Source organism: Paenibacillus sp. E194 (assembly GCF_000935845.1).
Lineage (GTDB): Bacteria > Bacillota > Bacilli > Paenibacillales > Paenibacillaceae > Paenibacillus_B > Paenibacillus_B alvei_B.
In genome coordinates this window covers 1-22,545 of record NZ_JMDX01000012.1, presented here as the reverse complement: position 1 = coordinate 22,545, position 22,545 = coordinate 1, and the positions used below count along the sequence as shown (strand labels likewise).

At 50.3% G+C, this 22,545-nt stretch carries 18 protein-coding genes and 2 pseudogenes; all 20 read right to left on the bottom strand.

The genetic code is table 11. The features are described 5' to 3' along the window. Positions 1-31: 31 nt before the first annotated feature. Complete coding sequence (locus AZ66_RS03135; RefSeq protein ID WP_021258328.1) at positions 32-1,030, bottom strand: inorganic phosphate transporter; 999 nt, start codon at positions 1,028-1,030, stop codon at positions 32-34. Positions 1,031-1,134: 104 nt separating this feature from the next. Further along, complete coding sequence (locus AZ66_RS03130) at positions 1,135-1,746, bottom strand: DUF47 domain-containing protein (RefSeq protein WP_021254975.1); 612 nt, start codon at positions 1,744-1,746, stop codon at positions 1,135-1,137. Between the two features lie 458 nt (positions 1,747-2,204). Further along, positions 2,205-3,035 (bottom strand): alpha/beta hydrolase family protein, encoded by an 831-nt coding sequence (locus tag AZ66_RS03125; RefSeq protein ID WP_044353554.1) that lies wholly within the window; start codon positions 3,033-3,035, stop codon positions 2,205-2,207. Positions 3,036-3,214: 179 nt separating this feature from the next. Next, on the bottom strand, positions 3,215-3,460 hold the full coding sequence (locus AZ66_RS03120) for a hypothetical protein (protein ID WP_021258331.1): 246 nt from the start codon (positions 3,458-3,460) through the stop codon (positions 3,215-3,217). Between the two features lie 68 nt (positions 3,461-3,528). Further along, on the bottom strand, positions 3,529-4,107 hold the full coding sequence (locus AZ66_RS03115; protein ID WP_044353553.1) for a TetR/AcrR family transcriptional regulator: 579 nt from the start codon (positions 4,105-4,107) through the stop codon (positions 3,529-3,531). Positions 4,108-4,176: 69 nt separating this feature from the next. Next, positions 4,177-4,968 carry an ABC transporter permease subunit gene (locus AZ66_RS03110; protein WP_044353551.1) on the bottom strand — a complete coding sequence of 264 codons (792 nt, stop codon included), beginning with the start codon at positions 4,966-4,968 and terminating at the stop codon, positions 4,177-4,179. Further along, the gene (locus tag AZ66_RS03105; protein ID WP_082061431.1) at positions 4,968-6,206 is read right to left on the bottom strand and encodes an ABC transporter ATP-binding protein; all 1,239 of its coding nucleotides are present in this window, start codon (positions 6,204-6,206) and stop codon (positions 4,968-4,970) included. Before AZ66_RS03105 ends, AZ66_RS03110 begins: the two co-directional genes overlap by 1 nt. A 333-nt stretch (positions 6,207-6,539) precedes the next feature. Then, positions 6,540-7,397, bottom strand: a pseudogene (locus AZ66_RS03100) (IS3 family transposase); the annotation flags it as partial. 17 nt (positions 7,398-7,414) lie between these two features. Next, positions 7,415-8,104, bottom strand: coding sequence for a helix-turn-helix domain-containing protein (locus tag AZ66_RS03095; protein ID WP_044353550.1), 690 nt, complete (start codon positions 8,102-8,104; stop codon positions 7,415-7,417). Between the two features lie 83 nt (positions 8,105-8,187). Beyond that, positions 8,188-9,495, bottom strand: coding sequence for a phosphoribosylamine--glycine ligase (purD, locus tag AZ66_RS03090; protein WP_082061429.1), 1,308 nt, complete (start codon positions 9,493-9,495; stop codon positions 8,188-8,190). A gap of 10 nt (positions 9,496-9,505) precedes the next feature. Beyond that, positions 9,506-11,053, bottom strand: coding sequence for a bifunctional phosphoribosylaminoimidazolecarboxamide formyltransferase/IMP cyclohydrolase (gene purH / locus AZ66_RS03085; RefSeq protein ID WP_044353549.1), 1,548 nt, complete (start codon positions 11,051-11,053; stop codon positions 9,506-9,508). A 474-nt stretch (positions 11,054-11,527) separates the two neighbouring features. Then, positions 11,528-12,106: a phosphoribosylglycinamide formyltransferase gene (purN, locus tag AZ66_RS03080; protein WP_044353566.1), complete on the bottom strand. Its 579-nt coding sequence runs from the start codon at positions 12,104-12,106 to the stop codon at positions 11,528-11,530. Positions 12,107-12,402: 296 nt separating this feature from the next. Continuing rightward, positions 12,403-13,443: a phosphoribosylformylglycinamidine cyclo-ligase gene (gene purM / locus AZ66_RS03075; RefSeq protein WP_044353548.1), complete on the bottom strand. Its 1,041-nt coding sequence runs from the start codon at positions 13,441-13,443 to the stop codon at positions 12,403-12,405. Positions 13,444-13,703: 260 nt separating this feature from the next. After that, positions 13,704-15,182 carry an amidophosphoribosyltransferase gene (gene purF, locus AZ66_RS03070; protein ID WP_044353547.1) on the bottom strand — a complete coding sequence of 493 codons (1,479 nt, stop codon included), beginning with the start codon at positions 15,180-15,182 and terminating at the stop codon, positions 13,704-13,706. Then, positions 15,167-17,408, bottom strand: a pseudogene (gene purL / locus AZ66_RS03065) (phosphoribosylformylglycinamidine synthase subunit PurL). The gene purF and the pseudogene purL overlap by 16 nt, the downstream one beginning before the upstream one ends. 76 nt (positions 17,409-17,484) lie before the next feature. Beyond that, positions 17,485-18,171 carry a phosphoribosylformylglycinamidine synthase subunit PurQ gene (gene purQ / locus AZ66_RS03060; RefSeq protein WP_044353546.1) on the bottom strand — a complete coding sequence of 229 codons (687 nt, stop codon included), beginning with the start codon at positions 18,169-18,171 and terminating at the stop codon, positions 17,485-17,487. A 3-nt stretch (positions 18,172-18,174) separates the two neighbouring features. Then, positions 18,175-18,417, bottom strand: coding sequence for a phosphoribosylformylglycinamidine synthase subunit PurS (gene purS / locus AZ66_RS03055; protein WP_044353545.1), 243 nt, complete (start codon positions 18,415-18,417; stop codon positions 18,175-18,177). Between the two features lie 181 nt (positions 18,418-18,598). Continuing rightward, positions 18,599-19,729, bottom strand: coding sequence for a phosphoribosylaminoimidazolesuccinocarboxamide synthase (locus AZ66_RS03050; RefSeq protein ID WP_044353544.1), 1,131 nt, complete (start codon positions 19,727-19,729; stop codon positions 18,599-18,601). Between the two features lie 434 nt (positions 19,730-20,163). Continuing rightward, complete coding sequence (purB, locus tag AZ66_RS03045) at positions 20,164-21,462, bottom strand: adenylosuccinate lyase (RefSeq protein ID WP_044353543.1); 1,299 nt, start codon at positions 21,460-21,462, stop codon at positions 20,164-20,166. Beyond that, positions 21,455-22,545: 5-(carboxyamino)imidazole ribonucleotide synthase (gene purK / locus AZ66_RS03040; RefSeq protein WP_044353542.1), on the bottom strand; the 1,091-nt coding region annotated here is incomplete at its 5' end. The genes purB and purK, both read right to left, overlap by 8 nt.

The window sequence follows — 22,545 nt, the reverse complement described above, 5'->3', positions numbered from 1 at the left end:
CATAGAGAGAGCCGGCTCTGTGTGCTTCTATTTAAAAGAATAGATCGATGAACTTGAAAATAATCATCGCAAGTACCGCGCAAATCGGAATCGTAATGAACCAAGTCACTACAATTCGACCTGCTACGCCCCACTTCACCGCCGAGAAACGCTTGGCGGAGCCTACCCCCAAGATCGCGGAGGTAATAGCATGCGTAGTGCTAATAGGCAAATGCGTCAGCGTTGCCGACATAATAACCGAGGCTGCAGACAAGTCTGCGGCAAAGCCGTTAATCGGTTCGATTTTGAAAATTTTCGTTCCCATCGTTTTAATGATCTTCCAGCCGCCAATCGAAGTTCCCAGTGCCATTGCTGTTGCTGCAGCAATCTTAACCCACAGCTGTACTTCCATTTCGGTCTGCAGTTGTGCAGTGACGAGTGCGAATGTAATAATCCCCATTGCCTTCTGCGCGTCATTCGTACCATGTGTGAATGATTGCAGAGCAGCCGTAATAATTTGACAGGTTCGGAACCCTTTATTAACGGTATGTGGACTATGATTCCCAAATATCCATTTCAAGATAGTCATCACAACATAACCGACAGCGAAAGCAATAATTGGCGAAATAATAAGACCTAGAACGATGTTTTTAAATCCGCCCAAGTTCAAATAATCTGATCCGGCACCGATGAATACTGCCCCTGCCAATGCGCCAATAAGCGCATGCGAGGAAGATGACGGAATCCCGAACCACCAAGTAACCAAGTTCCAGATTATGGCCGAAATCAGCGTCGCCATGACGATTTCAAGACCATTCTCCAGCTTCGCCGGATCAGCAATACTGCCGCCTATCGTCTTGGCAACCCCTGTAAAGGTCAGCGCCCCGGCAAAGTTCATCACTGCGGCCATCAAAATGGCAACACGAGGCGGAAGCGCCCTCGTTGACACCGACGTGGCGATTGCATTCGCCGTATCGTGGAAGCCGTTAATAAAGTCAAAGGCAAGCGCCAAGAAAATAACGACGCCCACGATAATCATCGTAATATCCATATTCATTATCTATGTGATTGCACAGCACTAATTATCATCCGTCCGCGCAATCCCTACCTCCTTCGTACACTAGGGCTGGCTTATCTTATGTGTTACGACAGATATTAGGAATTTCGCATGACGATCGTTTCAAGCTGCTTCGCCACATCCTCACAGCTGTCGGTCGTCTGTTCAAGACGCTCGTATACGTCCTTGCGTTTGATCAATTCGATTGGATCCTTTACTTCTGCGAACAAGGCACGAACCCCACGGCGGTAAATGTCGTCTGCGGAATTTTCCAGCTCATTGACACGTATGTTATGCTCGCGGATAGCAAGCAGTTTTTTCTGTGACAACAGTTTAATTGCCTTCTGTATTTCATATGCACTGCGCTTGATAACATCGGCGAACAATACCACGATTTCATCACGTTCAATCATTTGGTACATGTCGAAACGCGAAGCGCTGGCCTCCATCCCATCAAGAACATCGTCGAGTGCAGTCGTAAGCGCCATAATGTCCTCGCGCTCAATCGGCGTAATGAATGTTTTATTAAGCTCTGTCAAGATCGTATGTACATAGACGTCACATTTGCTTTCCAAATCCTTCATTTCCTTCGTAAACGCCAAGACATCCGTCAAATCTTCTACGCCTTGTGCGAACGTTTCTGCCGCTAGAACGAGCGTATCCGCCATGTTTTGCAGCGTTTCGAAAAACACGTCCCTTTTCTTGAACATTCCCGAGATCTCCTTTGCAACAAAAATTGCATGTGATGTAATCTTCTAAACCTTACATATCTTATCATAGGATACGGTGGTTTTGTAAAGAAATCGTAAACCAAACGTGAGCAAATGTCGAAACTTTAGCCCTATTCATCGCCAGAAATTCTCTCTTATTCGACAATTTTCGCCGTTTTTCATAAAAAGTACGGCAAAATACCGTTCTCACGCCGTTTTTCGCTCACCATCCAATGTTTCCCACGTTGGAATGTTGGATATAGCATAGACATGGGCTAGCAATCATGCTGCGCCCACCATACGGTATAGTTTCCTCCTTTTTCTGCAAAGACATACATAAGTTCGGCATATGTTCGTATTCACCCCAAATCAAAAAAAGACGAAGCTGCTATGCCCTCCGGCTGCCACTTCGTCTCACATTCATAATTGGATTATCTCACTACCACAACATCATCAAGCTATATACTCCAGTTCGCCCATTCTTCCTGCCGCTTCTCCCACCGCTTCAACCATTGAAGCGTGCAGGTGAGCAGCTTCTCCCGATGCGTGCCATCCGAATACGTATGATCGGCTTGGAACACAATTTCCTTATCACATTGACCGTCGCTGCGCAGCCAGAACACCTTCTGGAACAGGAAGCTGTAATCCGCTGGTATGACATCATCACTTGTGCCGTGTACGAGCAGTACATCGCCATTGAACTTGCGTGCCTCTTGCAGCGGCTGATGAACACCCAACGCATTGAAGTAAGCAGGTGTGAAGGAATATCCTAGGTAATCGGCGGATCCTCTTGTCATTGCCGTATCGTACTGCTCTCGCCCAACTATCCGTACAATATCATTGAATGGGTAGGCTACAGGCGACCAGAGGACAAGCCGCTTAATGCGCTGATCGCGCACAGCGGTCAATATTGCAATCGCTCCACCCAAGCTGTGGCCGATCAGCGTTACCCGCTGCGGGTCGACATCACCGCAGCCGAGTGCATAATCGAGTACTGACTGCGTCTGACTTATCATGTCATCTAGACCTGTATGCCCGTAGTCGCCCGTGCTCTCGCCGCATCCGGCGAAGTCGAAGCGCACAACGATGTGCCCTTCCCCTGCCAGTTTGCGCGCTGCATTCACGAACAAGCGGTCAACGCCGATTCGATTGCCGACGAAGCCGTGGCAGATAATCGTTACAGGGGCGCGCCGCTTCACACCACGTTCAAATGGAGCTCGCTCCTCTGGATAATGAATCGTCGCCGCTAACCGTTCTTCTTGCCATCGAATATCAATATGTCGCTCCATCTTACACTCCCCTGCCTTCTGCATCACTCAGGTGCGTGCAGTGCACCCGGTATCATCTATATCATATAATTCCGATTAATATACTATGTTTTAAATTGAGTGTACTCCTCTATCCGATAGCTGTCAAGTGTGTATACAAGAAAAAACCGCAATACCGCTGTGCGGTATTACGGTTTATGTTAGTCATACAGTCCGTACGAACGCTGCAGCATCTGATGCGTTTCCAGCGCTCCCTCCGTCATCCCCGCCTGTAAATGCGAGGCAGCCTGATCATAATCGTCTGTGTCCACAGAGTCATCCGTCAAGGATGACTTGCCAGCTAAATGGGACTCTTCAACCGCGGACGCTTCGCTTGGTCCCCTCGAATGCTCCTGATTGAGATACAGCTGTGTTAGCCCTTGTTCTGAATCGCTCTTCCCTTTCATCCTTGTCACCCTCCTGCCGTATGTCATGATTGGCCTATACGACATTATTATGGTGTGTAAGGAGAATTTTATACGCCGTTAGAGGGACGTTCGGACAGTATGCCATGACAGAGCATCGTCGTGATCTGGTCAGACAATGTGCGTACGTTCATCCGCTCATCCAAATTGCCTGGCTGGAGGAAGAACTGCTTCATCGACACGAGATAACGCACGATCAAATGCGGGGATAGCTCTTTGCGAATCTCACCCCTCTGCTGCCCCCGGAAGATAGCCCCTTCAAACTCCGGGATGACGTGCTCCTCTTGATAGGCCATCATTTTTGCGAACAGATTTGGATAGTACTGCGTTAAATCGGTAACAAACGTTAAAGATATCCGATCAAAGGGCTGGTATTTTAGCAAAAGGTCGAATAGTTCATACATATCCTTCGCTTCTTCCATGACTCGCAGCAAAAATTGATGGCTCTCCTGCACCATCCGATCCGTAATAGCCTCAAGCAGCCCTTCCTTACTTTGAAAATATTTATATATCGTCATTTTCGCAACGGGAACCGCCTCCGCAATCTGCTCCATACTCGTCTCTTGGATGCCCCGTTCGAAAAACAACCGCTGTCCGGCATCCATAATTGCGATCGCTTTACTGTTCAACTGGCATAAGCTCCCCTTTCCGTGCGGACAAGGCTCTGCCGCCTATGCCGTCAAGAGAGAGACTGTATCTTACAGATCCCGCTTCGTCAGCACAAGCCAGCCGAAGAGCAGCCCGCCTACATATATCCCTATCGTAATGAATACACCCTCCCAAGGCAAGCTGCCAGCGTCGAATAAATCTTTGCCATTGAATACCGTGAACAAGCTGATGTCCGACATCCAGGCTAACGACTTCTCCATACCGGAGAGCAGATGAATTAGGAACGATAAGATGACGATTCCAATACTAAGCGACATTCCTGTTCGCTCGGAAGTGACGAAGACCGTCATCACATATCCGATTCCGGCAAATGCCAGCGCCGCCAGTAAGCCCGCGATAGAGTAGGTGAGCAGCAGCCCTGCATCCGCCACGGTACTGAACAGATGCCCGAACCATACCGTCACCCCATAACTGACCGCTGCAATCAAGAAGAAGGCAAGAAGATGCGCGCAGGCTTTACCAAGGAACAGCTGCCCGCGAGATACTGGCAGGGTGAACATGAAATCCACCGTTCCTCGATCTCGCTCCCTCGCCACCGTGGAAGCCGCCCACATCGCAGCGAATATGCCTAGCAGCATCATATAGAACACAAGCGGCTCGCCCGCCATCCAGCCCTCGAAGCTGCCGAACATCTCGACATGCATACCGAACCCTTCCAGCAAGGCAGGAGGGAACTGCTTCAAGGCGTCCAACAGCGATGTATTGCTCGTGTACATGTCACCAAGTCCAGCGAACATCATCTGGAACACAATAATGACGCCTGCCCACATGAAAAAGCTGCGACGATTCGTTCTCCATTCGTAACGAAATACCTGCCACATTACGCTTCTCCCCCTTCGCGCTCATCAGAACGCTCACGTGAATGCCCAGCTTGCTTTGACTGCTCTACTGCACCTTCCCGCGAATATCCAACCTGCATTAGCTGCTCTACTGCACCCTCCCGCGAACGTCCAGCCTGCGTTGGCTTCTCTACTGCATCCTCCCGCGAATGTCCAACCTGCGTTGGCTTCTCTACTGCACCCTCCCGCGAATGTCCAGCCTGTGTCGGCTTCTCAACTACACGCTCTTGCAAGGGCCCAGTTTGCGATGATTGCTCTCCTGTGCGTTCCCTCGATTGCCCAGCTTGCGTTGATTGCCCCGCTTGATCCTGCGAATGATTTCCCCCATTTCCGCTCGCATCGTACTCCGCCATGAACAGATCCTCCAAAGAAGGCTGCTCAATACGGATATCCCTTAGCTCGTGGGCAGCAATACGCTGCAGAGCAAGGTGCAAATCACCTTGCAGCACAAGACGATGCTCCATGCCATCGTATACTGCGTTAGGATCGATATTTCTCAATCGGTAAGCCTCTATGCAATCGCCCGGCTGCTTGAATTGAATATGTGCAATCCGGCGATCCTTGCCTGGAATTCCTTCTACATCACTTACTCGCAGCAGACGACCTTCTCGGATGAACGCGACACGGCTGCACAACTTCTCTACCTCACTTAGAATATGGGTGGAGAAGAAGATAGTCGCTCCCCGTTCATGCTGCTCCATTAATATCTGAAAAAAGGTGTGCTGCATCAACGGATCAAGCCCTGATGTCGGTTCATCCAGTACAATTAAATCCGGCTTATGCAGCAGACACTGTACAATGCCAAGCTTCTTGCGATTGCCAAGTGAGTACGACTTTATTCGCTTACTGACATCTAGCTTTAATTGTTCTGCCAATGCCAATGCAGTTGTATGTTGCAGCGACAGCCCATTCATTCGTGCAGCGAAGTCCAGTACTTCTTTGCCTGTTAGCTCCTCGTTATAATGCACTTCTGACGGTAAGTAACCGATTCTCCTGCGAACATCAGGCCGCTCCTTGTTCATTACTTCTCCGAACAATTCCACCGTCCCCGAGGTAGGTAGAATGAGCTGCATAATCGTACGAAGCGTTGTAGACTTTCCCGCCCCATTCGGTCCAATAAATCCGAAAATCTCACCCTGCTGTACTTCTAAATTGACTTCGTGGATACCGCGCTGTGATCCGTACCTTTTTGTGAGATTGCTCAACTTGATAGCGTTCATGCGGCACACTCCAATCTATACTATAGTTAAATTATGAGTATATCTTATTCCGCATATATTCAAACTCACAAGTCCGTTTTATACTCAATCAAGTATGAAAGTATACCATTCTCCACTCATTAGCTCTTTCCTGCTCATCATTTCGAATCAATGGAAAAATAGGCGATCGAGCTCAGATATCCGAGAATGCTCCCTGCAACTTCCCCCTTCGATAACAAAAAAAAAGAGGAGCATCGCCCCTCTGAAGTGCTCCCTGTCAAGTGGACAGTTTAAAAAACAAAAATGGTTAGTTTAGATACCTCAGCTCATATGAATAGAGCTGAGGTATCTTTATTATGAAGCTCGTCGGTACTCGTTAGGTGACAAGCCATCCAAACGCTCTGTGTAGCGGTGATTGTTGTAGTAGTGAATATATTTGCTAACATCGCTGAAGACATCTTCATAGGTATCAAACTTTGTTAGATAATAGCTTTCTGACTTGTAAGTACCCCAAAATCGTTCAATAGGTTGGTTGTCCAAACATCGGCTCACACGAGACATGCTTTTCCTAAATCCATATTTTTCATGGAGTCGGTTATACTCATGAGACGTGTACTGGAAGCCTCTGTCGCTCTGTAGAAGTGGGGATACGCCAGGATTCTTCGCGTAAGCCTTCTTTAGCGTGTCCATCACGAGTTTATTATTGTTAGAATGGCCTAATACCCATGAGACAATGGAATTATCATATACATCAATAATGGCACTCAAATAGGCCTTGCGCCCATTTCCATACTTCAGTTCTGTCACATCTGTACACCATTTTGAATTAGGGGAATTGGCATCAAAGTTACGGTTCATTACATTTTCAGCTACATGGATCTCCGAGGCCTTCACATAACTTGGTCGCTTTCTGCGAATAACCGCTTTGAGCCCGAGAGCACACATGATTCGGTAATAACGCTTTTTGTTGTATTTCTTTTTGAGCTTTCGGTTTAATTGCGTTCGCATTTGGCGATAGCCAAGTATCCCTTTTCGCTTGTCATAACGAAGCTTTACTTCCTTGGCCAACGCATGGACTTCAATCTCCGTAGCGGATGGCGTCCATTTTAACCACTTGTAATAGGCAGATCGAGCAACCCCAGCTAATGCACACAACTTCGTAATTGCGTAACCTTTTTCCTTGTGCAGTTCTTGAATCGCTTGATACAAGTCTACTTGCCGAACGAGGGTTAGCGTGTATTTCGTCGCTTGATCTCCGTCAACTTTTTTGCGAAGGCATTCTCCATTTCTAGGTACTCATTTCGCGCTTCTAGCTCTTTAATCCGCAGCTTCAGACGTTCATGCTCATCTAGTTCTTCTACAGGCTTTTTGCGACCGCGATTGTCCTGAAGAGCCTCCTCACGGCCAGCTTGATATTTCCGCACCCATGTGTACACTTGCTGATAAGATACACCGTACTTCTCGATCGCTTTCTGATAGTCCAAGCCATTAGCAATGGTATATTGTGCAATTTCAATGCGTTCATCGAAAGTTGTTTTACGCCCTTTGTTCATATGAGATAGTCCTTTTCCTTTATGTGTAGGTTTCAATTCTATCTCATTAGTATACTTGGTAATCCATTTCCCCAAAACACTTCTACTCGAAATATGATGTTTCTTTATCGCTTCTTCTATAGAGGAATGACCAGACAAAACATCATTAACCGCAGCTAGTTTCAATTCATTTGAGTATATTTTCCATGTTCTTGATTCCTGTAACCCATCCAAACCATTTTCTCTATATTTCCTTATCCATTCTTTAACTGTGTGATAGCTAACACCTAGCTGATTCGCTTCATAGTTTGGATTTGACTTGTGCTCAAGGCACCGCTGTACGACATGTAATTTTACTTCTAAAGATACTGGACTTCTTTTAGACATTAGAAAAACTCCCATCATTGTAGCAGTAGAAGTTTTGTTTTTCCTACTGTCTACTATGATGGGAGCATATCACTCTTCCTCGTCTATCTTGTCTGTACTTGTATTCGTTCTGACTTCGCACCGATGTCACTGCGGTATTGCATCCCACTGAATTGGATGCGTTGAACTGCCTCATATGCCTTCGCTTTGGCTGCTGCCACATTGTCGCCTATGCCGACAACTCCTAGCACTCGGCCTCCTGCTGTCCGCCACGTTCCATCCTCATCACGCACCGTGCCCGCATGGAATAAGAGAGCTGATTCCGCTGCCTGCTCCAACCCCGTAATGACGTCTCCTCTGCGAACATCTCCAGGGTAGCCTTCTGCTGCTACAATGACACACATCGCAGCATGATCATGCCATTCAAGCTCAATCTCCTGTAGACTGCCTTCAGCGACTGCCCACAGGACTTCGAACAGGTCTGACTTCAACCGTGGGAGTACAGACTGCGTCTCTGGATCGCCGAAGCGTGCATTGAACTCAATGACCTTCGGTTCCCCATCCGGCGTGATCATAAGTCCAGCGAACAGCAAACCATGGAAGGAGCGGCCCTCGGCAACCATCGCCCTGGCAGCCGGTTCAATGATCGTCCGGCGCGCCTTCTCTAGAATGGACGGTGAGAATTGCGGCAAAGGGCTATATGTCCCCATACCACCTGTATTCGGTCCGCGATCGCTATCGAAGATTGGCTTGTGATCCTGCGCTGGTTCACATACGCGCACCGTTTCTCCATCTACGAAGGCCAGAATGGACATTTCCTCACCTAGCATAAATTCTTCAATGACAACCTTGCTGCCAGATGAGCCGAACTTTCCAACTACCATCACCTCATGCAATACTTCAATTGCCTCTTCATGCGTATGAGCAATAACTACACCCTTGCCCGCCGCCAGACCATCGGCCTTAATGACGACCGGGAGCATATGTTGATGGACGTACGCCGAAGCCTCATTGAAATTATCGAACGCAGCGTAGGCAGCGGTCGGAATTTTATATTTGTGAAGCAGATGCTTCATGAACACCTTGCTTCCCTCAATCTCAGCTGCCTTACGATCAGGGCCAAATACGCGCAGTCCTTGTGCTTTCAGTACGTCAACAATTCCGCCTGCCAGTGGATCATCAGGTCCTACGACAACAAGGTCAACTTCCTGTTCAACTGCGTATCGGGCAATGCCTTCATAATCGTGGACTGGTAGCGGCACACATTCGGCGAGGTTCGCAATCCCTGCATTGCCTGGCGCACACAGCACCTGCCCAACTTGCGGGCTATTGCGAAGCGCCCATACCAGTGCATGCTCGCGTCCGCCGCTGCCGACGACCAATACCTTCTTCCCTACGTGCTCCATATTCATGAACGCCTCCTTAGTGCTTAAAGTGACGTACGCCAGTCATCACCATGGCAATACCATGCTTATTTGCCACTTCAATGGATTCGCTGTCTCGAACTGAGCCTCCTGGCTGAATCACTGCCGTAATTCCAGCTTCTGCTGCCAAGGCCAGCGTATCGCCCATTGGGAAGAACGCATCGGATGCAAGTACAGCGCCGCGCGCCTTCTCACCGGCTTGTTCGATTGCGATGCGAGCTGCACCTACCCGGTTCATCTGTCCGGCACCTACACCAACCGTCATTCCATCCTTCACAAGGACAATCGCATTCGACTTCACATGCTTCACGACATTCCATCCGAACAACAGCTGTTCCATCTCCTCAGAGGATGGTTCACGTTCTGTTGCGACCTGTACACTGTCTGCTTTCAAGGAATGTAAATCAAGATCCTGCACAAGCACGCCACCATCCACTGTCGTCAGCTGCCGTGATGATACCCGCTCGTCTGGGGATGGAATTGTCCCTGTTTTCATCAGACGGATATTCTTCTTCTGTGCAAGCACCTCAAGCGCTTCTTCTGTAAAACTAGGAGCGATGACTATTTCTAAAAATATTTCATGCAGTAAACGGGCTGTATCGCCATCGATTTCTCGGTTAGAGGCAACGATTCCGCCGAATATCGACGTTGGATCAGACTCATATGCCTTCTCATAAGCTTCCAGAACCGTAGCACCGATCCCTACGCCGCATGGATTCATATGCTTCACTGCAGCCACCGCAGGTGTACGGAACTCACTAACGATCGCAAGCGCCGCATTGGCATCGTTAATATTGTTGTAGGACAACTCCTTGCCATGCAATTGCTCAGCTGTTGTAATACTGCCTGCGCCCGCCAATGGTCGGCGATAGAAGGCCGCATCCTGATGCGGATTCTCCCCGTAGCGAAGCGGCTGTGCCAGTTCATACGTCACACTCAATCGTTCCGGCCATTGCTCACCAACCTGCTCAGTCAAATATTCCGCAATGATGGAATCATAAGCTGCCGTATGACGGAACACCTTCGCCGCAAGACGACGGCGTGTTTCGATTGTCGTATCTCCACTGGCGCGAACTTCTGCGAGAACAGTGTCATAGTCCGCTGCATCGACGACAACAGTGACATCTGCATGATTTTTGGCAGCAGAGCGCAGCATTGTCGGGCCACCGATATCTATATTCTCAATCGCGTCCTCATAGGACACGCCTTGCTTTGCGATCGTCTGCTGGAATGGATAGAGATTCACAACGACAAGATCAATCGTAGACAAACCAAGTTCATCCAGCTGCTCCATATGAGCCGCATTGCCGCGCATCGCCAACAGCCCGCTATGAACGGCGGGATGCAGCGTCTTGACCCGACCATCTAAAATTTCCGGGAACCCTGTCACATCCGATATCCCTGTAACCGGCACTTGCTCTTGCTCCAGCAAAGCTTTCGTTCCACCCGTGGAAATAATCTGCACACCCGCTTCCGTCAAGCTGCGCGCAAATGCAACTACGCCTGTCTTATCGGATACACTGATCAATGCTCTTTGAATCGCCATGTTGTCCTCTCCCCTGCTAAACTTTGGCATTTTAATTAAACATCATTGTAATGCGTTACCGTATGGAAGTCTATATCATGGCTCCCTGTTAAAAACGAACCTTATCTACTCGGCAAAAGCTACTACACAAATATCTCAAATATCGATCAGGAATCTATCGTCACAGTCTCGATCTCGCCAAGTACTTTCTCAAAATAGCGACAGAAATATGTCCCTGTCCAGTGGAAAAACTGATAAAATGTCTTTCAAATAGTGGACACAATATTGCAAGGAAGACACCTACCCCTAAACCTTAACGGGCCCAATATATAGTTAAAAAATAACTATAACCTCTACATATAGACACATCTTCATCTGCAGCGATATATCCCCCTGTGTCCACATTTGCGTGGACATTTTCTACATTTGTCCTCGAAGGAGATACAAATATGTTGTGCAGGCATTCTTGTATGATCATCGATATCCTCAAAAAAATTAGCTGGTTGCAAGAAGCTCCGCAGAGAGGAGATTCTGCACCACTTGTGGATACAGTTCGTGCTCAGCTTGCTGGATACGCGCTGACAAAGTGTCCTCCGTATCATTAGGTAGGATAGCAACAACCTGCTGGGCCAATATTGGCCCTGTATCCATTCCTTCATCAACAAGATGTACCGTCACTCCCGTCACCTTCACGCCGTAATCCAATGCTTGGCGTACCGCGTGCATGCCCGGAAATGCTGGCAGAAGCGATGGATGGATGTTGACCATGCGTCCTTCATAAGCTCGCAGCAATACGGGGGTTACAAGGCGCATATACCCTGCCAGTACAACCCAGTCAATGCGTTGCTTGTGCAGCAAGCGGAGAACGTCCTGCTCATAATCCTCACGAGAAGTATATTTCTTCGGTTCGAATATAGCGGTCTGCACGCCGGCTTGCTTCGCACGCTCAATGACGCGTGCTTGAGGCTTGTCGCATACGAGCAGGGCGATGTCGGCCTTCAGACACTGCCCGTAAGCAGCCGCATCGACAATCGCTTGAAAGTTCGAGCCTGATCCAGAAGCAAACACGGCAATGCGTGGGAGATGCTGCTCTTTAGGCTGCTCTTTAGGCTCCGTTTTGGCACTAACTTCAACTCTAGCTTCTACGCTCCTGAGCGAGTTTGCATTTATGCTCGGTTGTGCATCAGCACATGTACTTCCATGAATCTTGCCCAGATCATCAGATGGCATCTCCTTTGTACGCAGCATACCATCACACATACCCTTGTTCGTACCTTTGTTCATAGCTTCATGCATTCCTTCAGGCTTACCTTCATACATACTTTTGTGCATACTTTCTAGTACATCCTCGTTCCATTCCGATTGCCGCATTACAAGCCTACCCCCGGGATGTGAACTTGACGGCTTCCTTCCGTAACTCTTCCAATGCGATATACAGCCTCGCCGCTTTGTTCTAGACTGCGGATTGCTGTATTCGCTTCCTCTTCCCCAACAACGATCACCATGCCGATTCCCATATTGAACGTTGTGAACAATTCAGAAGCGGTAAGCTTGCCAATTTCCTTGCACCAAGTGAACACAGGATGAATCGGCCATGCCCCATACTCAATCTCAACAGATGTGCCTTCAGGAAGCACACGCGGAATATTTTCTAAGAATCCCCCACCTGTAATATGAGCCGCACCCTTCACATTCACTTGCTTCATCAGCTCAAGCATGGAGCGCACATAAATGCGTGTCGGCGTAAGTAGTACCTCTCCAAGTGTACTGCTGCCATCAGGTGCTACATCCGTCAAACTCAGTCCGCCTTGTTCAAGCAACAACTTGCGGACGAGTGAGAAGCCATTGCTGTGGAGTCCACTCGATGCAAGACCTAGCACAACATCGCCAGGGCGAATCGATTCACCGGTAATGATTCGGCTCTTATCTACGACACCTACGCTGAAGCCAGCAATATCGTACTCATCTGGCGCATACATACCTGGCATTTCAGCCGTTTCACCACCGATTAGAGCGCAGCCCGACTGCGTGCAGCCTTCCGCAATACCGCTCACAACCGCTTCAATTTGCCCTGGAACGACCTTCCCGCAGGCCAAGTAATCAAGGAAAAATAACGGTTCTGCACCTTGAACGACAATATCATTCACACACATCGCCACAGCATCAATGCCGATCGTGTCATGCTTATCAAGCGCGAACGCCAGCTTCAGCTTCGTTCCCACTCCGTCCGTACCTGATACAAGAACCGGTTCTTTGTAGCGCTGAATATCCAGTTGGAACAAAGCTCCGAATCCACCCAAATCGGTTAGCACTCCTGGCGTAAATGTGCGGCGCACATGCTTCTTCATTCGTTCGACCGCTTCATTCCCTGCCGCAATATCGACACCCGCTTGTTTGTAGGCTTCTGACATGATCGTGCGTCTCCTCTCTCCCTGTAAGCAGGACAGGAATGCATCCTGCATTCCCGTCCGTCATCGTTAATGTGAAATGAATGAAATCTTGAAATCTCGAATTATTCAAAATGTATATGTTACGAATCTTGGCCCAACATGCGACATCCCACAGCCCGAGCGATCACTTAGCAATCATTTAGAAATCACTTAGAAATCACTTGGCAATCATTTAGATATCACTTTACAATCGCTAGAAATCACTTGGCAGCCTCTCGCACTTAACAGCCGCAGCCTGAGCGTTCATTGCCCGTCCCCGCTGCTGCAGGGTCTGTATATAGATTCGTTGGATAGTCCTTATCGAAGCAGGCTAAGCACAGCCCTCCGTTGGATTCATTCGCAAAAGCCCCTCCAATTGCACCAATCATGCCGTCTTGGCTCAGAAAAGCAAGAGAGTCCGCCCCCACCAGTTCACACATCTCTTCCACCGTATGCGATGAAGCGATCAAATCCTCGCTGTTCGGCGTATCGATACCGTAGAAGCACGGATGCTTGAACGGTGGTGAAGCAATGCGCAGATGCACCTCCAGTGCCCCCGCTTCGCGCAGCATGCGTACAATTCGACGTGATGTCGTGCCCCGCACGACCGAATCGTCGATTAGAACGACTCGTTTGCCCTCTACGACGCTGCGCACCGCACTCAGCTTCATCTTCACACCCTGCTCGCGCAATGCTTGGCTCGGCTGAATGAACGTCCGGCCCGTATATTTACTCTTAATCAAGCCCATCTCATAGGGAATTCCCGTCAGCTCTGCGTATCCAATAGCAGCCGATATACTAGAATCCGGTACACCACTTACGATATCTGCTTCTACGAACGATTCCCTCGCAAGCTGCATGCCCATTTGTTTGCGTGCAGTATGCAAATTGACATCGTGCAACTGGCTATCCGGCCTTGAGAAATAAATGAACTCCATCGCGCATAATGCGCGCCGTTGAAGCGGTGCGAACCGTTCCGAACGATGACCGAGCGCATCAACGATAAGCAATTCCCCCGGCTCCAAGGAACGAACTAATTCCGCACCAACCGCTTCAAGTGCACACGTCTCCGAGGCAAATACATAACTGTCGCCTAGCCTGCCAAGCACAAGCGGCCGGAGGCCATTCGGATCCGATGCGGCAAGCAGCTTGTCGTTCGTCATAATGAGGAAGGCGAAGCCTCCAACCAGCTCACGAAGCGCCTCCTTGGCCGCACGAACGACGTCGTGCTCCGAGCGAGCGATAAGATGCGCAATCACCTCGGTATCACTCGTCGTCTGGAAAATAGAGCCCTTCTTCTCCAACTCGCGGCGAATTGCAGGAGCGTTGACGATATTCCCGTTCGTCGCAACTGCAAGATCCCCATCGCGCGTCTTGAAGACGAGTGGCTGCGCATTTGCCAGGCGGCTGTCGCCGGACGTTGAATAACGTACATGACCGATCGCCCGATCACCACGCATATCCTGCAATCGCTCGGCATCGAATACTTCCTTCACAAGCCCCATTGCGCGGTGATAGTGGAAGGATTGACCGTCGGACGTACACATGCCTGCACTTTCCTCGCCACGATGTTGCAGCGTGTGCAATCCGTAATACACCATCGTAGCCGCCTCTTCATAACCAAACACACCGAATACCCCGCACTCTTCCTTCAAGCGGTCAAATGGACCATCCTTGCCGCTGCCCTCATTGTAGTAAGCCCCTGTTACTTCATGAGACATGGAATCGCATCCTTCCAAACCTGTTCTGCTTGTTTCCAAGGCATATCCAAAGCATCCGTTCCATCTACCCGAACGTGGATCTGTTCACCTCCGACCGTACCGATGCCCTCTACTGGAACTCCTGCTTCCGCGCAGCGAGCCTTTACTTCTTCCAATTGCTCCGCACGTACCGACAGCAGGATGCGGGATTGGCTCTCGCTGAACAGTGCGATATCTGTACGCAGACCTTCTGCGTTTAGATCAAGCGTCGCACCGATATGACCGCTGATGCAGCTCTCCGCAAGCGCAGCCGCGAGACCTCCGTCCGATACATCATGTGCAGACTGCACAAGTCCTGCTTGAATCAGGCTCAAAACGGTCTTCAGCAAGCTAGATTCTGCATCCAAATCGAGCTGCGGAGGACGACCTTCTACCGAGCCGTGTACAATGGCTTGGAATTCACTTCCGCCAAGCTCTGCCTTCGTGCGGCCCAGAAGCAGAACTGCATCTCCCGCCTGCTTGAAGGCTTGTGTCGTAATGTGCTGCGTATCATGAACGAGACCGACCATGCCAACGACTGGCGTTGGATAGATGGCTCCCTTTTCATTTTCGTTATACAAGCTTACATTCCCACCAATAACCGGCGTATTCATCACACGGCATGCTTCAGCCATGCCATCAACAGCCTGCTCCATCTGCCAGAAGTTCTCCGGCTTCTCCGGATTGCCGAAGTTCAAGTTATCCGTAATTGCCAGCGGCTCAGCACCGGAGCATACAATATTGCGCGCTGCCTCACAGACCGCAATGCGGCCACCCATAAATGGATCAAGCATCACATAGCGGCCATTAGCAATCCGTCGTCATCGCGAGCGCTTTGTTCGTCCCACGCACAAGCACAACTGCCGCATCCGAGCCTGGTGCCACTGCTGTGCTCGTGCGAACCATCGTGTCATACTGGCGATATACCCATTCCTTACTTGCCACAGATGGCGAGCCAAGCACCTTCAATAGCGCTCCGTTCAGTGCTTCAACCCCGCTTACTTCTGGGTAAGACGTTGCGTCCACGGAAGCGTTAGCCTCATAATAAGCGGGTACTGCAGAAGGCTTATTATAAATCGGACATTCATCCACAAGTCCGTTAACCGGCATATCGCCAACAACCTCACCGCCATACAGCAGGCGCAGGCGCCCATCATCTGTAACGCGCCCAACCTTGCTGCAGATGACGCCCCAACGTTCGAATATTTCCATCGCAATTGGCTCGTTATGCTCTTCAATAACGAACAGCATGCGCTCCTGTGATTCGGACAGCATCATTTCATAAGGTGTCATGCCAAATTCACGCTGCGGCACCTCGTTCAAATCGAGCTCAAGCCCATTGCCTGCCTTGCTCGCCATCTCTGCGCTCGAACAAGTTAGACCAGCCGCGCCCATATCCTGAATCCCGATCACAATGCCGGAAGCGATCAGTTCCAAGCATGACTCCATAACCAGCTTCTCCATGAACGGGTCGCCAACCTGTACCGCCGGACGCTTCGCTTCCGATTGCTCAGTCAGCTCCTCCGAAGCGAATGTCGCACCATGAATACCATCGCGTCCTGTCGGCGGCCCAACATAATACACAGGATTGCCAATGCCGCTCGCCACGCCCTTCTGGATATCTTTGTGGTCGATCAGCCCCACACACATTGCGTTAACGAGTGGATTGCCTGCATAGCTATCATCGAAGACGACCTCGCCGCCTACCGTCGGAATGCCGATGCAGTTGCCATAGCCAGCGATGCCTGATACAACATGCTCGAATAAATACTTCACCCGCTCATCCTGCAAGCTGCCAAAGCGCAGCGAATTCAGCAAAGCAACCGGACGCGCGCCCATCGAGAAAATATCGCGAATAATGCCGCCTACTCCCGTAGCCGCACCTTGAAATGGTTCGATGGCAGAGGGATGATTATGGCTCTCGATTTTGAATACAACCGCTTGTTCGTCCCCAATATCGACAATGCCCGCTCCTTCGCCCGGACCAACCAGCACACGATCACCTGTAGTTGGGAATCTCTTAAGCAGCGGCTTTGAGTTTTTATAAGCACAATGCTCAGACCACATGACACTGAATACACCGATTTCAGTATAATTCGGCTTCCGTCCGAGCAGCTCACATATGCGTGCATACTCATCTTCCGTTACGCCCATTGTCCGATACAGCTTCTGCTCCTCAATCTGTTCAGCAGTCGGTTCCTGCTTCATATGGCGAAGCCCTTCAGCAAGGGATAGTTCCTTCTGCTTCGCGCTGCGTGCCGCCGCCTGTTCTTGTTCCATCGTATTAGTGAGCGTTGACTGCATGTTGTTCCCTCCAAGCTTGTAAAATGGATGTAAACAAGCGAACGCCATCCGCTGAGCCCAGCAGTTCGCTAACCGCACGCTCAGGATGAGGCATCATGCCAAGCACGTTGCCAGCTTCGTTACAAATACCAGCTATATGTTCAAGTGAACCGTTCGGGTTCTGCTCATACGTAAATACAATTTGATTGCCTTGCTTCAGCTTCGCCAGCGTTGCCTCGTCGCAATAATAGCTGCCCTCGCCATGCGCGATTGGGATGTTCAGAATGTCTCCCTCGACATAATCCCCTGTGAACGGCAAATCTGCACGAGTTACTCGAATTGGAGCAGCGTGACACCGGAACTTCAGCCCTTCGTTTCTCCGCAGTGTCCCTGGAAGCAAGCCCGCTTCCGTCAGAATTTGAAATCCATTGCATATCCCAAGCACATAAGTGCCTGCCTCAGCAGCCTTAGCGACCGCCTTCATAACAGGAGCGAATCTGGCAATCGCTCCACTGCGCAAATAATCACCATACGAGAAGCCACCTGGAATGACGATAAGGTCATATCCGGTTACATCCTGCTCCGTATGCCATACCCGCTCCACTTCGACATTCAGCGTATCTTGTATGGCATGGACACAATCTAGGTCACAATTCGATCCGGGAAATACGAGCACCGCTGCCTTCATCGCCTATTCCTCCAACTCGTACCGATAGTCTTCAACGACTGGATTCGCCAGCAGCTTCTCGCACATTTGCTCCACCTGTACCGACGCCTGCTCGCGATCTTCCGTGTTGATATTGAACTCCATATATTTGCCGATGCGCACGTGCTCCACACCGCTGTATCCCATCGTGTGTACCGCCTGCTCCACTGCAGCCCCTTGCGGATCCAATACGCCTGCCTTAGTCGTTACGAAAACCTTCACCTTCATCCCTTTTTCCTCCCCATCAGTCCATACTGTCATGAAATTTGAACAAGTCTACAAAACTGTAATGAATACGATTCATAAAACAAAGACCAAACCAGTCAACGTTTGACGATCCTCCTTAAACTAGAGCATTCAACAAACTAGAACATTCAACAAAACGTTAAAACATTTATAAAACGAAAGATCATTCAGGCCATGCTTGCTCTGTAATGCGCTCATACAGCTCGATATAGCGGCGGCGCGTTGCTTCTACTACCTGCTCCGGCAGCACTGGCGGCGTCCCACATTTATCCCAACCGCTTGCAGCCAAGTAGCGTCTTACTGGTTCCTTATCCAAGCTATCGATATCCTGATCCAGCACATACTGATCGACCGACCAGAAACGTGATGAATCCGGGGTGAATAACTCATCAATGAGTACAAGTTCTCCGTCAATAGTTCCAAATTCAAATTTGCAATCGGCGAGCAAAATGCCCTTGGATGCGCATATTTCAGCCGCATACATATACAGCTCGATGCTGACCTGGCGCAGCTGCTGTGCAAGATCTGCTCCCAGATCCTCGCACATAACCGCGAATGGCACATCTTCATCATGTCCCTCATCATGCTTGCGGGACGGTGTAAAAATCGGCTCCGGCAGCTTCTCATTCATGCGGAGTCCAGCAGGAAGCCCAATTCCGTTGACGGATTGGTTGGCCAAATACTGCCTCCAACCGCCGCCGGTAATATAGCCTCTTACGACGCATTCAAAGTCAATGCGCTTTGCTCGGCGAGCAATTGTCATTCGATCTTGTAGGGAACTTAATATTGCGGATAAATCCTGGGGTTCGAGATGTTCATCTCGGCGATTCAAGCTTTCTGTATTTCGCTTAACTTGATGCAAAGCCGTGTCATGCCGTTGTATTTCTGGATGTGATTCTGGATGTGTATTCTGGTGTTGGTCTTGGTGTGAATTCTCGCTGTCCTGGTGTGAATCATGACAACAATGCATATCATCAGCTGAATGGATGCTGCTATGGTATTGCTCCAAGCGCTTCTCCTGAGTCTGCTTCAGAAGCTCTGCATCGAATGGAACCACATGATTCGCGATGACATGCTTCGTCTGCTCGAACCAGAATTGGCTCAGCTTGTTCAATACCTCTCCTTTGCCGGGAACCTCCGGCTTCAGTACAGCGTCGAATGCAGAGATTCGATCCGATACGACAATTAGTAAATGGTCTGGGTCCAGTTCATACAGCTCGCGCACTTTCCCACGATGGAGAAGCGGCAGCGGAACGATGTCAGTCTCAGTCGCAAATTGAGTGTTTGTAGACATCTCCTGTGCTCCTTTCGGCATTACGCCCATTTAGTCAAAAGCGCGTGTTCAAATCAACCCGCCACTTCACAAGCGGATAGAATCAAACAACCTTTAAAAGGAACCCTCCCATATATCGCACCCGCTGCAGCAGTCTCTTCCGATCGTGGTTGGAGGGAAGGAAGAGACCGCCTGCATTCGGCTGTCAGGGTGACAGCCTACGGGAGCTGCCTACACGTCATCTTAGGGGGACGCGTAGGAATCAAGCTCATCATTCAATTGTGTACTAGATAATGTTAGTCTCGCTATGGACGCAAGTGCCGGCTGCCAGTCGTACAGGTCACGACTGATAGTTCAAGGTAGCTTGCAAGTTTGCTACTCACCACACTGCAATTTCGCTCTAACCAGCAACCTTGCTGCTAACCGCTACTATCTGCTTCTTCCTGCCCCAAGCCTTAATCAAGCAAGCCCACTTGGCGGAAGATCGTATCTACATTTTTCAAATGCCATGCAGGATTGAACGCATCCGCGATCTCTTCCGCACTAAGAACAGCCGTAATCTCCGGTGTGCTCTCAATAATGTCGCGGAAGCTGCGCTGCTCTTCCCATGCCTGCATCGCACGAGGCTGTACCGTATCATAAGCCTGTTCACGCGCCCAGCCCTTGTCTATCAGCTTCGTCATGACGCGGCCGGAGAACGGAACATCGAAGGTGCGCTGCATGTTGCGCTTCATGTTCTCTGGGAACACCGTCAAGTTCTTCACAATGTTCATGAAGCGGTTCAGCATGTAGTTCAACAGCATCGTCGCATCCGGCAGGATGATACGTTCTACCGAGCTGTGCGAAATATCGCGCTCATGCCAGAGCGGCACATCCTCATAAGCGGTCAGCATGTATCCGCGCATTACGCGGGACAAGCCGGAAATATTCTCGCAACCGATCGGGTTGCGCTTGTGCGGCATTGCCGAAGAACCCTTCTGGCCCTTCGCAAATGCTTCTTCCACTTCGCGGAACTCACTCTTCTGCAAAGCACGAATCTCAGTAGCGAACTTATCAAGCGATGTCGCGATAAGTGCAAGCGATGCCATGTACTCCGCATGACGGTCACGCTGCAGTGTCTGCGTCGAAATCGGCGCTGGCTTCGTACCAAGCTTCGCACATACGAACTTCTCTACAGATGGGTCAATATTCGCATATGTCCCAACTGCACCGGACATTTTGCCGAACTCGACGCCTTCCGCTGCGCGGCGGAAACGCTCTAAGTTACGGAGCATTTCTGCATACCATAGTGCCATTTTCAGTCCGAATGTTGTCGGTTCTGCATGTACACCGTGCGTACGACCCATCATTGGCGTATCTTTATATTCAAGTGCTTTATTTTTCAAAATCTCGATGAAATTCAGCAAGTCGCGATCTATAATCTCATTCGCCTGCTTCATCAAATAGCCAAGCGCCGTATCCACGACGTCCGTTGATGTCAAGCCGTAGTGAACCCATTTCCGCTCTTCGCCCAGCGTCTCAGATACTGCGCGAGTGAAGGCGATCACGTCGTGGCGCGTTTCTGCCTCAATCTCATAGATCCGTTCGATATCGAAGCTTGCATGCTCGCGGAGCTTCTTCACGTCTTCATGCGGGATGACGCCAAGATCAGCCCATGCTTCACACGCACACAACTCCACTTCAAGCCAAGCCTTAAATTTATTCTCTTCCGTCCAAATCGCCCGCATCTCCGGGCGCGAATACCGTTCAATCATCGTTTGCATTCCTCCACAAGTCCGTTAAATTCATCCATTCGAGCGCAGTAGCGATGTCCGGCCCTAGTATGTTAATATGCCCCATCTTGCGCTTCGCCTTCGCTTCCGACTTGCCGTACCAGTGCAGCTTCGGCGTCACGCCAAGGCGGCTGGCTGCCGGATCGTCGACACGGAACCATTGTATCATGTCCAAAGCGTCTTCGCCGAGCAAGTTCACCATAACAACAGGGGTATGAAGCTCCGTACTGCCAAGCGGCAAGTTGCATATCGCCCGAAGATGCTGCTCGAACTGCGAGGTGCGGCAGGCATCCATTGTGTAGTGTCCCGAATTGTGCGGGCGTGGTGCAAGCTCGTTCACAAGCAGGCGGCCGTCAGCGGTCAGAAACATCTCAACAGCAATGAGGCCAACGACGTCGAGCGCTTCGGCAATACGGCGCGCAAGCCGCTCTGCTTCGTCCTGGATGTGCTGCGTAATGCGTGCAGGCACAATGGACATGTGCAGAATGTGATGCCGATGAATGTTTTCCGCTACCGGGAAGACGGCAGTCTCTCCGCGAGGGCTACGCGCCGCAATGACAGACAGCTCCAGCTCGAATGGAATGAACTCCTCCAGCACGAGCTCCGAAGTGAGAGCGGCGAGCGCCTCATAAGCCCCTTCCGCTTCGTCTGGGTGGCGAATGATACGCTGGCCCTTGCCATCGTATCCGCCGATTGCCGTCTTCAGCACACCTGCCCCGCCGAACGCTTCCAGCCTCTGTTGAATCTCAGCAGCGGAAGCTACAGCTGCGTATGGCGCCACCGGTACGTTCGCGGCGGTGAGAGCTTCCTTCTCCCGCAAGCGATGCTGCGTAATGCGCAGCAGATGGCTGCCCTGCGGCGCGTATGCTTCCCGCTCCAATCGCTCCACCACTTCAGCCGATACATTCTCGAACTCGTATGTGACAACATCCGCGCGCTGGCCTAACTCGTGTGCAGCGTCAGCATCGTCATACGCAGCTGTAATCATCTCGGCTGCAGCACCGCATGGCGCGTCCTGCGCTGGATCGAGCGCTGTGAAGCGATAGCCCATGCGCACGCCTTCAA